The sequence below is a fragment of the Amycolatopsis sp. YIM 10 genome, from assembly GCF_009429145.1.
Classification (GTDB): domain Bacteria; phylum Actinomycetota; class Actinomycetes; order Mycobacteriales; family Pseudonocardiaceae; genus Amycolatopsis.
The window spans coordinates 4,594,473-4,606,505 of the sequence record NZ_CP045480.1; the positions used below are offsets into that span (position 1 = coordinate 4,594,473).

The window sequence follows — 12,033 nt, forward strand, 5'->3', positions numbered from 1 at the left end:
GCCCCCCATAGCGTCGTGGCATTCGGTTCGGCCGAACGAACTGTGTTTGCGAGTCGGCTGGGTTGCGAGCCAACCCTAGTGAGCCTCCGTACAAGATCCGCATAATCGCTGCGGAGTAACGAGACAATAACGGACGGCGATGAAATTCTAGTGATTTCCGGGTGATTTCCGTGATTCAGCGATTTCAGTGACGCGCCCAGGCCTTTCCCACCTTCGCGAGTACATCGGCGCTGTTCAGGCGAAGAGCTTGTTCGATGGCGAATTCGGCCAGGTAGGCGCGAAAGGTGTCCGGTGGTTCCTCGGCGAGGTTGAGCATCCGCCGGTTCGCCACCACGGCGGGGCTGGTCAGCCGGTCGGCTTCGGCAGCGATGGCCTGGTCCATTTCCCGGGGATCGGCGACGGTGTCGAACACCGTGGCGGCTTCCGGTTCGGCGGCCCAGATCTTGCGCCCGCCGAGAATGACCTGCCTGGCCAGCCTGGGGCCGGTTTGCCGTGGCAGGCGCAGGTTCGCCGCGCCGGGCACGATGCCCTCCTGTGCGGCGGGAAGGCTGAAGTAGGCGTCGGCGGCCGCGATCACGTGGTCGAAGACGAGGAGCAATTGCGCCCCGCCGCCGATGGCGAACGAGTCGACCGCGGCCAGCCAGGGCTTGGCCAGCGTGTCCAGCGGCCAGTCCGGCGAGTTTTCGCCGAGGTGCAGACCGCGGGCGAGCTTGGCGAGGTAACCCAGTTCGCGGCGAAGCAGGAAATCGGTGAAGGAGATCCGCCCGTCGTGCAGCTTGGTCAGGTTGATTCCAGCGCTGAACACCCGTTTGCCCTGGTATCGCGGATGGGTCATCACTCCGCCTCGCAGCACGCCGACTCGGACCCGGTCGTCGAGCAGGGTGAGGTCGACCGCGGTCTCCATGTCCTCGGTCAGCTCGTTGTCTTCGGCGTTGAGGTACCGCGTGTTGCCGATGGTGAGGTGGGCCGCGTCGCCCTGCCGGGTGATCCGGACGGTGCCGAGGTCGAGATCGCCCGTCCGGCGGAACTCGGGCAGCAGCGCTTCGGCTCGTGAGGTCGGCCGGAGCATGCTGTCGAGCAGGTGCCTCCCGGCGACCGGGCTGCGCAGCACTTCGCGGAAGAACAGGCCCTGATCGATTTCGCGGCCTTCCTTCGCCGACTGGACGCGGTCGCCTTCGGCTGCCAGCTGCCGTTCGCCGGGGACCAGGCCGGGGAACACTTCCGCGGCTCGGAGCGCGAGTCCGGCCACCCGCAGGGGAGTGGTACGTCCGTCGGTGAGCCGGTCGTAGACCCGTTCGACGTGCAGGCGCAGGAAACCGGCGCGCAGCCGGCGGCACGACCGGTGCACCTCATCGGCGGTCCGCTGCTGACCGGGGGTGCGATCGGGCTTGGCGGGAAGACCGGCCAGCACTTCTTCGCCGGCGGCCGAGTGTTCGCAGACGGCTGCCGCGTCGTGCTCGAGAATTCCGCTCGGTACGGGCGTTTCCGGCGCCCGGCTGACGGCGGTCATACCGGGAGCCGGGATTCGGTACCGGCCTGCGCGCGGCGCAGCACCCGGTCGCAGGCGGCCAGGTGCACCCCGAGCGCGTCTTCGAAGGTGGTGGTCGGCGCGTCCAGCAGCAACCGGCGCCGGATGGCGAACTCGGCGCCGTCCACCGGGGCCAGCGCGCTCACCACCCGATCGACCGCGGTGGGGAGGTCCTCACCGACTTCGTCCACCAGACCCCAGCCGGCGGCCTCGGCGGCGCTGAGCTCCGGTGGGTGCAGGAGCAGGCGGCGGGCCCTGCGCCCGCCGATCTGGTTGGCCAGCCGGTGCAGCACCATGCCCGGCCAGAAGCCGCCGGGCTCGCTGGGCAGGTGGAGGCGGGTGCCGGACGCGGCCAGCCGGTAGTCGGTGGCCAGCAGCAATTCCAGCGCCGGTCCGGAACAGGTGCCACCGGCGGCCGCGATCGTGGTGGCGCGCAGGCGTTCCACCCGCCGGACCGCGCGTTCCCAGCGGCTCACCAGATGGATGCTGACGTCGCCGGGCCAGTCCTGGTGCGGGGCGGGCCCGGTAGCGCCTATCTCGCCTGGCTCGCCCACTCCGTCCAACTCGCCTATCTCGATGACGGCGACGGTGTTGCCGGACAGCGCGTCGATCCGGTCGCAGAACTCGTTGATCGCGAGCACCAGCGACGAGGTGAGCGGGCCGCCGCCGGGCAGGCTCAGTCGTTCCGCGGTCAGGGCGGGCGGTACCGGCGTTTTGTTACTCGAAGCCACTTCTTGTCACAACTCCCTGAGCTGGCCGTCACGCGCGTTCTCGCCGCCCGGCCAGCGGAGCAGCGCCGTTTCGATGGTGGAGCCGGGGCCCATGGTCATCAGCACGCCGTGCTCGCCCGGCGCCACCACGCCCTCGTCGATCAGCCTGTTGTAGGAGAAGAGGAAGGAGCCGCTGGACAGGTTGCCGTAGTCGCGCAGCACCCCGGTGGTGTGCCGGACGTCCCAGCGGCTGAGCGCCAGGTTGATCATCACCGAGTCGATCACCTTCTTGCCGCCCGAGTGGATGATCCAGTGCGCGATGTCCTCGCGCTTGAGGCCGGTGCCCGCCAGCAGCCTGCCCACCACCTCCTCGGCGTTGGCACCGACCACGTAGGGGACTTCGCGGTCGAGGAAGAAGCTGAACTTGCCGTGGTCGTCATCCCAGTCGTAGCGCATCGCCTCCAGCGCCTCGGGAATGATGCAGCTGGCGAACTTGACCACGGACGGGCCATCGTGATGCGCGCTGTGCCCGCCGGGGCCCGCCTGCACCGCCACCGCGGCGGCACCGTCGCCGAACAGGCTGTTCACCACCGAAGTGCGCATGGTGCCGTCGAAGACGTACGCGGCCGAGCAGGCCTCCACGCACAGCATGATCGCGAGCTGCCCGGGGTGCGCGTGCGCCCATCCGGTGACCGCGGCGAGGCCGTTGAGCCCGGCGTTGCAGCCCATGCCGACCACGTCGAGCCTGCTGGTGTTGTGCTCCAGGCCCAGCTCGCGGATGATCAGCGCGCTGAACCCGGGCGTCATGAACCCGGTGGACGACACGCAGCACAGGTAGCGGACGTCCTCCAGGTCGGCGTCGGCGTTCTTCAGGCACGCCTGCAGCGCGCGTGCGCCCATCTCGATCCCGCTCGCACGGTGCTTGGCCAGCAGTTCGCCCTGCGTTTCCAGCCGGCGGGTGCCGTCGGCCTCTTCCGGCGGCAGGGTGAGGAACCGGCGTTCGATCGCGCTGTTGAGGAACACCGAGCGGATCCGGGGGTCTTCGATCCGGAAGACCTCGAGCAGCTCCTCCTGGGAGTAGGAGAACGCGGGCACCGCCGTTCCGGTACCCACGATCGCCGGGGCGAACACCGGGCGCCGGTCTTTTGTATAGCCAGTCTGTTCGACTGAATAATTATGCGTTGAAATCTGTGAACCCGTCATTGAGTACCCCGAGACAACTGCCGGTCGACCACGGACAGACTGGGTCGGCAAAGGAACGGGCACTGCACTGTGCCAGCGATTCCGGGATTTCGTCGATAGTTTTCGGATGCTATCGGCGGTGGTGATTGACTGGCAACCCCGACGGGAGGTAGCAAGCCGTCCGCCGGGCTGTCGCCACCCGCTCCGACCAGCCCTTTTAGTCGCTGTTCGGGCGATTTGCGCACTCTTCCACCTGATCGGAGCCCTGGTGTGACCGGCCTCCTAGGGGAGGAGAAGGGGGTGCGAGCCGTCCCGGCAGGGGGGTGGGAGGGGGGTGGGCATCGACTGCGCCAGGGGGGTTCGGCGGGGGTGCGGGAGGGGAAACCGGTCGGGGTTGCGGCCTTTGTTCGGCGGCCGATAACCTCGGTCGCGACCCCAATTTCGGTGCATTTTCAATAATCGGTTCGTTGCTCGCCTCCGTGGCGCCGAAGCCGATCGCGATCCGGTTCGATATCGCAATTGTCGCGTCGTCCCACTCGTGCGGGAGCGACGCGCGCACTGCCTGAATGAGAGGCCACGATGGCGCGTTCCGAGTTGATTCGGCCCCTTCCCGAACTGCTCCGGGTGCATGCCGAACGGCGCGGGGACAAGCTCGCCTACGCCGATGACCACCGCGAGGTCCGCTACGCCGAGCTGGAGCGGCGGACCGCGCGGCTGGCCGGGCACCTGGCCGGGCTGGGTGTGCCGCGCGGTGCGCGCGTGGTGATCCTGCTCGGGAACCGCGTGGAGAACGTCGAGAGCTATCTGACCGCCATCCGGGCGGCAGCGGTGGGCGTTCCGGTCAACCCGCGCTCCTCCGACGCCGAGCTGGCGCACATCCTGCGGGACAGCGGCGCCACGGTGGTGATCACCGACCTCGCGCACTGGGCGCAGGTGCGCACGGCGCTGGCCGGGCGTGAGGACGTGGTCGTGCTGCTCGTCGGGACCTCCGAGATCCCGCCCGGCCCGGGGCCGGTGCCGCGTGTGTACGAGGAACTGGCCACCGCCGACGCCCCCGAACCGCCACGCGACGACCTGGGCCTCGACGACGTGGCCTGGATGCTGTACACCTCCGGCACCACCGGCCTGCCCAAGGGTGTGCTCTCCACACAGCGCAGCTGCCTGTGGTCGGTGTCCGCCTGCTACGTGCCGCTGCTGGGCCTTTCGCAGGACGACCACGTGCTGTGGCCGCTGCCGCTGTTCCACTCCTTCGCGCACGTGGTGTGCGTGCACGGGGTGATCGCGACCGGCGCAAGCGTACGGATCGTGGACGGCCTCGCCGCCGACGACGTGCCGGTGTCGCTGCCCCGTGACTTCCGCGAGGCACTGCTCGACCAGGGCAGCGAAGCATTGGCCGCGGCCGGCGCGGCAGCCGGGGAAGCCGCTCCCGGTATCGACGTGCGGCCCGAGTTGCGCACCGGTACGGCTGCCGAGTGGCTGGTGCGGGAATCGTCCTCCACGGACCTGATCGTGCTGGGTTCGCGCGGGCTCGGTGGCTTCAGCGGGCTGCTGGTCGGCTCGGTCGCGGTGGCACTGGCCCACCACGGTCACTGCCCGGTGGTGGTCGTCCGGGGGCGCACCGAGGAGAGCGGCCCGGTGGTCGTCGGCGTGGACAACTCCGCGAACAGCGACGACGCGATCGGCTTCGCGTTCGAGGCGGCGTCGTCTCGTGGCGTGCCGCTGGTGGCCGTGCACACCTGGAACGACCTGGTACTGGAGCAGGCGTGGCCGGTGATGCGGATGGAACTGGACTTCGACGGGATCGCCGAGGCCGAGGCCCGCGCGCTGGAAGGCCGCTTGGCTGCCTGGCGCGAGAAGTACCCGCACGTCGAGGTGTCGGCGCAGACCTATCGCGCCCGTCCGGCCGACCGCCTGCTCGAAGCCGCGAAGACCGCCCAGCTGCTGGTGGTGGGTTCGCGCGGCCGCGGCGGTTTCGCCGGCCTGTGCCTCGGCTCCACCAGCCAGGCCCTGATCCAGCACAGCCCGTGCCCGGTCGCGGTGATCCGCACCGGCGACGAAGGAACGAAGGAAAGCAGTGCGAGCGCGTGACCTGATGACCTCACCGGTGGTGACGGTGACCCCGGCGACGTCGGCGAAGGAGGCGGCCGCGCTGCTGGCCGAACGCCACTTCACCGCGTTGCCGGTGGTGGACGAGGACGACCGCCTCATCGGCATCGTCACCGAAGCCGACCTCATCCGTGACCGGGTTCCCCGCGACGCGCGCCGTCCGGCGACCCGGCCGCGTGAGGCTCCTGGTACGACCGTCGGCGCGGTGATGACCACCCCGGCCACCGCCATGGGCGCCAACACCGACGTCGCGGACGTGTGCCGGGCGCTGCTGGACGCGCACATCCGCGCTATGCCCATTGTGGACGGTGCCACCGTGGTCGGCATCGTCACCCGCCGTGACGTGGTGAAAGCGCTGGCGCGCAAGGACGAGCAGCTCGCCGCGGACGTGCGTCACCGGCTGGAGAACTACGGCGACCGCCACCGCTGGACGGTCCGGGTGCACGACGGGAAGGTGCACATCACCGACACCTTCGACGACGAGACCGACCGACACGTCGCGACCGTGCTCGCTCGCTCGGTGCCGGGCGTCATCGACGCCGAAACCACTTCCGAGGCCGCTTCCGAGAACACTGAAGGGATTCTTCGATGACCAGGATCATCGTCGGGGTAGACGGTTCGGGCGGTGCCGAGGTCGCCGTCCGGTGGGCGGCGCGGACGGCGGCCGACCGCAAGTGGGAGCTGCACGTGGTGCACGGCCTGCGGATCGCCGAACTCGGTTACAGCGGCGGGCTGGTGAGTGCGGCCGGTGTCTTCGAGGCCATCCGGGCCGATGGTGAGCGGATCGTCGCGGACGCGGTGACGCTCGCGCAGTCCACATCGGACGATTTGGTGGTCACCTCGGAGATGGTGATCGATCATCCGGTGCCGTTGTTGACGGAACTGTCCAAGACCGCGCGCATGGTCGTCGTCGGCGCGACCGGGCACACCGGGCTTTCCCGCTTGCTGGCCGGATCCACCGCGACCGGGGTGGCCACCCACGCGCACTGCCCGGTCGCGGTGATCCGGAAGGCGGACGACGCCGGGGAGGTGCCCGGCGACGGCCCGGTGGTTGTCGGCATCGATGGCAGCCCCACCAGCGAAAAGGCGCTCGCGGAGGCGTTCGGCGAGGCGTCGTCCCGCGGCGTGCCGCTGGTGGCCGTGCACGCCTGGACGGACGCGACCTACGACGACTTTTACGGCTCGGCGCGCCTGATGGTGAGCTGGGAGTCCTTCGAGGAAGAGGAGGAACGGCTGCTCGCGCAGCGCCTGGCCGGGTGGCGGGAAAAGTTCCCCGACGTCGAGGTCCGGCGGGTGCTGGTCAAGGACCGGCCCCGGCACGCGCTGCTGGCGGCCGCCGAGGACGCGCGACTGGTGGTGGTCGGCAGCCGTGGTCGCGGTGGCTTCCGCGGTCTGCTGCTGGGCTCGACCAGCCTGGCGCTGGTGGAGCACGCGAACTGCCCGGTGCTCGTGGTTCGCCCGGAGAAGCAGCGATGACCGCCGTCGACACCCGCCCGGGTCCACTTGGGGCTACCGAGCTGGAAGCGGTGGACACGCTGTGGCGGGCGGCGAACTACCTGTCGGTCGGGCAGATCTACCTGATGGACAACCCGCTGCTGCGGGAGCCGTTGCGGCCCGAACACGTCAAACCGCGACTGCTCGGGCACTGGGGCACCTCGCCGGGGCTCAACTTCGTCTACGCCCATCTCAACCGGGCGATCGTGGCCCACGGCTTCGACGCGCTGTTCGTCACCGGACCCGGTCACGGCGGCCCGGCGTTGCTGGCCAACACCTGGCTCGAAGGCACCTACACCGAGGCGTGGCCCGAGGTGACGCGGGACGCGGAGGGCATGAAGGAGCTGTTCCGCCAGTTCTCCTTCCCCGGTGGTGTCCCCAGTCACGTCGCGCCGCAGGTTCCCGGGTCCATCCACGAGGGCGGTGAGCTGGGATACTCGCTCGCGCACGCCTACGGTGCCGCGTTCGACAACCCCGGCCTGGTGGTGGCCTGTGTGATCGGTGATGGTGAGGCCGAAACCGGCCCGCTGGCCACCAGTTGGCACGCGAACAAGTTCCTCGATCCACACCGCGACGGCGCGGTGCTGCCGATCCTGCACCTCAACGGCTACAAGATCGCCAATCCGACCGTGCTGTCGAGGATCCCGCACGCCGAACTGGACGCACTGCTGCGCGGGTGCGGCTACACCCCGCACTACGTCGAAGGCCACGAGCCCGCCGAAATGCACCAGGCCATGGCCTCGACGCTGGACTCGGTGCTGGCCGAGATCAACGCCGCGCGGCAGTCGGCGGAACGGCCGAGCTGGCCGATGATCGTGCTGCGCAGCCCCAAGGGCTGGACCGGTCCGTCCGTTGTGGACGGCTTGCCGGTGGAGGGCACCTGGCGGTCGCACCAGGTGCCGCTGCCCGGGGTGCGGCAGCACCCGGAACACCTGCGGGAGCTGGAAACCTGGCTGCGCTCCTACCGTCCGGAGGAACTCTTCGACGCCGACGGGCGCCCGACGGCCCAGGTCACCGCGCTGATCCCGGCGGGTGTGCGGCGGATGGGCGCGAGCCCGCACGCCAACGGCGGCTCGATCCTGCGGCCGTTGTCCCTGCCGGATCCCGCCGGCCACGCCGTGGCGGTGCCCCGCCCGGGTACCACCTCGGCCGAGCCGACCCGGGTGCTGGGGCGGTTTCTGCGGGAGGTGTTCGCGGCCAACGAGGACAAGGCGAACTTCCGGCTGTTCGGTCCCGACGAGACAGCCTCGAACCGGCTCGACGCGGTGTACGAGGTCACCGGCAAGGCTTGGCAGGCCGCGATCGAACCGGTGGACGAACACCTCGAGCGCGATGGCCGGGTGCTGGAGGTGCTCTCGGAGCACCTGTGCCAGGGCTGGCTGGAGGGCTACCTGCTCTCCGGGCGGCACGGCCTGTTCTCCTGCTACGAGGCGTTCGTGCACATCGTCGATTCGATGGTCAACCAGCACGTCAAATGGCTGAAGGTGCACCGGGAGATCCCGTGGCGGCGGCCGGTCGCCTCGCTGAACTACCTGCTGACCTCGCACGTGTGGCGCCAGGACCACAACGGTTTCTCCCACCAGGACCCCGGTTTCGTCGACCACGTCGCGAACAAGAGCGCCGAGGTCGTGCGGGTGTACCTGCCGCCGGACGCCAACACGCTGCTGCACGTGATGCACCACTGCCTGCGCAGCCGCGACTACGTCAACGTGGTGGTGGCGGGCAAGAACGACGCCCCCAACTGGCTCGACGGCGAGCAGGCCGCGCTGCACTGCGCCCGCGGGGCCGGCATCTGGGAATGGGCGGGCTCGCACAGCGACCGGCAGCCGGACGTGGTGCTCGCCTGCGCGGGGGACGCCCCGACCCTGGAAGTCCTCGCCGCGGCGAAGCTGCTGCGGGAACTGCTGCCGGAACTGGCGGTGCGGGTGGTCAACGTGGTCGACCTGATGCGCCTGCAACCGGAAACCGAGCACCCGCACGGGATGGGTGACTGGGAGTTCGACGCGTTGTTCACCCCGGACCGGCCGGTGATCTTCGCCTACCACGGTTATCCGTGGCTGATCCACCGGCTGGCCTACCGCCGGACGAACCACGCCGGCTTCCACGTGCGGGGTTACACGGAGAACGGCACCACGACCACCCCGTTCGACATGCTGGTGCTCAACCAGATGGACCGCTTCCAGCTGGTGATCGACGTTATCGACCGGGTGCCGGGACTGGCCGCCAAGGCCGGGGTGGTGCGCCAGCGGATGACCGAGGCCAGGCAGCGGCACCACCGGTGGATCCGGCAGCACGGCGAGGACCTGCCCGAAATCCGCGACTGGACCTGGGAGGGCTGAGTCGTGCCGGAGTGCGTGGAAGCCCCCGAGACAGTCCGCCGGGCAGTGTTGGAGGACGGCCAGGTGGTGCGGTTGCGGCTGCTGCACCCCGGGGACACCGCCGCCGTGCTCGCGTTGCACGAAGGGCTGTCCGAACGAGACCGCTACTTCCGGTTCTTCGGCCCGACGCCGAAGAGGCTGGGCGAACTCGCGGCCAAGATCGCCGCCGATCCCGGGCCGCAGCACGCCGCGATCGGCGCGTTCACGGCGGAGAAGCTGATCGGTGTGGCGCACTACCACGTGCTCCGGAACTCCAGCGTCGCCGAAGTCGCGGTGGCCGTGGACGGGACGGCGCAGGCGCACGGGGTGGCGACGTTGCTGCTGGAACACCTCGCCGCGGTCGGCCGCGGCCGCGGGCTCACGCGGTTCGTGGCGGAAGTGCTCGCCGAGAACGCGAAGATGATCAAGGTGCTGACCGATCTCGGGATGCCGTACGAGCTCCGGGGGATCGGACCCGAGCGCGAGGTCTCGCTGTCGCTGCGGCCGACCGAGCACTACCTCGACGCCGTCGTCCGGCGCGACCTGGTGGCGGACACAGCCAGCCTCCGGCATCTCTTCCGGCCGGTTTCGGTGGCCGTGGTCGGGGCCGGGCGCGGGCCCGGGTCGGTCGGCCGCGCGGTACTGGCGAACATCCTGCGCAGTGGCTATCCAGGAGCGGTCAGCGCGGTCAATCCGCATGCGACCGAGATACTCGGCGTGCTGTGCCACGCCTCGGTCGCCGAGTTGCCGGAAACGCCCGAACTGGTGGTGATCGCCGCGCCCGCCGCCGCCTGTGAGTCCATTGTGGATCAGTGCGGCGCGCGGGGTGTCGCGGCCGTGGTGCTGCTTTCCGCCGGGCTGACCGGCGAGCCCGCGGGGGAGCGGGTGATGGCCGCCGTCCGGCGGCACGGGATGCGGCTGGTGGGACCGAACTGCCTCGGCCTGCTGAGCACCGAACCCGGTCATCCGCTCGACGCCACCTTTCTCCGCGACCCGGTGCTCGCCGGGCCGGTCGGGGTGGTCACGCAGTCCGGTGGGGTGGGCATCGCGCTCGCCGAGTCGCTGACCCGGCTCGGGATCGGGGTGGCCGAGCTGGTGTCCACAGGGGACAAGTACGACGTCAGCGGGAACGACCTGCTGCTGCGGTGGAGAAGCGACGACCGGACCGAGATCGCCGTGCTGTACCTGGAGTCCTTCGGGAACCCGAGGAAGTTCAGCCGGCTGGCCGCCTCGCTGGCGCGGAAGAAGCCCGTGCTCGCGGTGCGCAACGGCAGCAGCCTCGTGGCGCAGGACGCCGCGGCTTCCCACACCGCCGCCGCGGCCACGCCGGCGGTCACCCGTGACGCGCTCTACGAACAGGCCGGGGTCATCGCGGTGGACTCGGTGACGGAACTGACCGACGTCATCGCGGCCTTGGCGTGGCAGCCGCTGCCCGCCGGGCCTTCGGTCGCGATCGTCAGCAACGCGGGCGGGGCCGGGGTGCTCGCCGCCGATGCCTGCGAGCGTGCCGGTCTGTCCATCGCCGCGCTGTCCCCGGAAACCACGCGGCGGCTGGCAGCAGTTCTCCCGGCGCAGGCGAGAATTCGCAACCCGATCGACACCACCGCGGCTGTGCCCGCGGCGGCCTTCGGCGAATCGGTACGCCTCCTGCTCGAAGACGAGGGCGTGGACGCGCTGCTGGTGGTCACCGTCCCGACCGCGGTCAGCGACCCGCTCGACGGCCTGGCCCCGGTGCTGTCGGGCACGGCCGCCAAGCCGGTGTTCGCCGTGCGCCCCGGGCAGGCGGCCCGAGTGCGGCCACTGGGTCCGGCGATCACGGCGTCCTACGACGACCCGGTCGCGGCCGCGGTGGTTCTCCGCAAACTGGTGTCCTACCGGAGCTGGCTGGATCGGCCGTACGAGGAGGTCCCGCTCGTCCCGGCGATCGACGCTCCGGCGGTGACCGAGCTGGTCCGGGCCGCACTGGCCAGGGGTGCGGGCTGGTTGTCGCCCGCCGACTGCGCGGAACTGCTGCGGCTCACCGGTATCCCATTGGTCACCACCCGGTACGTGACGACCGAGCAAGCTGTTGTGGACGAACTCGGCGCGGCGGGCGGCCCGGTGGTGATCAAGGCCGATGCCGCCGGGCTGCTGCACAAGAGTGCCGGTGGCGGGGTGATCACCGAGGTGACCGACGCGGATGGTGCCCGGCGCGCGGTGCGCACGCTGGAGCAGCGGTTCGGTGACGAGCTGCGCGGGTTCGTCGTCCAGCCGATGGCGCCGCCGGGTCGTGAGCTGATCGTGGGCGTGCGCTCCGACGAGGTGTTCGGCCCGCTGGTCGTGTTCGGCATGGGCGGGGTCGACACCGATCTCATCGACGACCGGTGCGCCCGGCTCGCTCCGTTGAGCGGCACCGAGGCCGACCTGCTGATGGACGGCCTGCGGTCGTCGAAGGCGCTGTGGGCGGCAAACGCGGACCGGGCGGCGGTGCGCGAGGTGCTGCTGCGCGTGAGCGGGCTGGTCCAGCTCGTCCCGGAGATCGCCGAGCTGGATCTCAACCCGGTGCGGGTGTTCGTCGGTGGCTGCCTTGCCCTCGACGTCAGGGTGCGTCTCGAGCGGCGCGAGGCACCTGATCCCTTCTTGCGTCAGCTCCGGGTGTGAGCGGCGCCGACCGAGG

8 protein-coding genes are annotated in these 12,033 nt (G+C 70.3%); 5 read left to right on the top strand and 3 right to left on the bottom strand.

Annotation, left to right across the window (positions count from 1 at the left end):
* Positions 1 to 184 precede the first annotated feature (184 nt).
* From dpgC to dpgA, 3 genes are read right to left on the bottom strand one after another with little or no spacing between them, the layout of a single operon-like run.
* On the bottom strand, positions 185 to 1,510 hold the full coding sequence (dpgC, locus tag YIM_RS22075) for a (3,5-dihydroxyphenyl)acetyl-CoA 1,2-dioxygenase DpgC (RefSeq protein WP_153032148.1): 1,326 nt from the start codon (positions 1,508 to 1,510) through the stop codon (positions 185 to 187).
* Positions 1,507 to 2,259 carry an enoyl-CoA-hydratase DpgB gene (gene dpgB, locus YIM_RS22080; RefSeq protein ID WP_228004900.1) on the bottom strand — a complete coding sequence of 251 codons (753 nt, stop codon included), beginning with the start codon at positions 2,257 to 2,259 and terminating at the stop codon, positions 1,507 to 1,509. Before dpgB ends, dpgC begins: the two co-directional genes overlap by 4 nt.
* 6 nt (positions 2,260 to 2,265) lie before the next feature.
* Positions 2,266 to 3,351 (bottom strand): 3,5-dihydroxyphenylacetyl-CoA synthase DpgA, encoded by a 1,086-nt coding sequence (gene dpgA / locus YIM_RS22085; protein WP_228004901.1) that lies wholly within the window; start codon positions 3,349 to 3,351, stop codon positions 2,266 to 2,268.
* A 648-nt stretch (positions 3,352 to 3,999) separates the two neighbouring features.
* Between dpgA and YIM_RS22090 the strand changes: the two genes are divergently transcribed.
* From YIM_RS22090 to YIM_RS22110, 5 genes are read left to right on the top strand one after another with little or no spacing between them, the layout of a single operon-like run.
* Positions 4,000 to 5,508 carry an AMP-binding protein gene (locus YIM_RS22090; protein WP_153032150.1) on the top strand — a complete coding sequence of 503 codons (1,509 nt, stop codon included), beginning with the start codon at positions 4,000 to 4,002 and terminating at the stop codon, positions 5,506 to 5,508.
* Positions 5,495 to 6,118 carry a CBS domain-containing protein gene (locus tag YIM_RS22095; RefSeq protein WP_153032151.1) on the top strand — a complete coding sequence of 208 codons (624 nt, stop codon included), beginning with the start codon at positions 5,495 to 5,497 and terminating at the stop codon, positions 6,116 to 6,118. The genes YIM_RS22090 and YIM_RS22095 overlap by 14 nt, the downstream gene beginning before the upstream one ends.
* Complete coding sequence (locus YIM_RS22100; protein WP_153032152.1) at positions 6,115 to 7,002, top strand: universal stress protein; 888 nt, start codon at positions 6,115 to 6,117, stop codon at positions 7,000 to 7,002. Before YIM_RS22095 ends, YIM_RS22100 begins: the two co-directional genes overlap by 4 nt.
* On the top strand, positions 6,999 to 9,359 hold the full coding sequence (locus tag YIM_RS22105) for a phosphoketolase (RefSeq protein WP_153032153.1): 2,361 nt from the start codon (positions 6,999 to 7,001) through the stop codon (positions 9,357 to 9,359). Before YIM_RS22100 ends, YIM_RS22105 begins: the two co-directional genes overlap by 4 nt.
* Before the next feature lie 45 nt (positions 9,360 to 9,404).
* Positions 9,405 to 12,017, top strand: a complete 2,613-nt coding sequence (locus YIM_RS22110) for a bifunctional GNAT family N-acetyltransferase/acetate--CoA ligase family protein (RefSeq protein ID WP_228004902.1) — start codon at positions 9,405 to 9,407, stop codon at positions 12,015 to 12,017.
* Positions 12,018 to 12,033: the final 16 nt, after the last annotated feature.

Coding starts and splice junctions, on each gene's coding strand:
- dpgC (WP_153032148.1), bottom strand. CDS start 1,510: ATGACCGCCGTCAGCCGGGCGCCGGAAACGCCCGTACCGAGCGGAATT.
- YIM_RS22090 (WP_153032150.1), top strand. CDS start 4,000: ATGGCGCGTTCCGAGTTGATTCGGCCCCTTCCCGAACTGCTCCGGGTG.
- YIM_RS22100 (WP_153032152.1), top strand. CDS start 6,115: ATGACCAGGATCATCGTCGGGGTAGACGGTTCGGGCGGTGCCGAGGTC.
- YIM_RS22105 (WP_153032153.1), top strand. CDS start 6,999: ATGACCGCCGTCGACACCCGCCCGGGTCCACTTGGGGCTACCGAGCTG.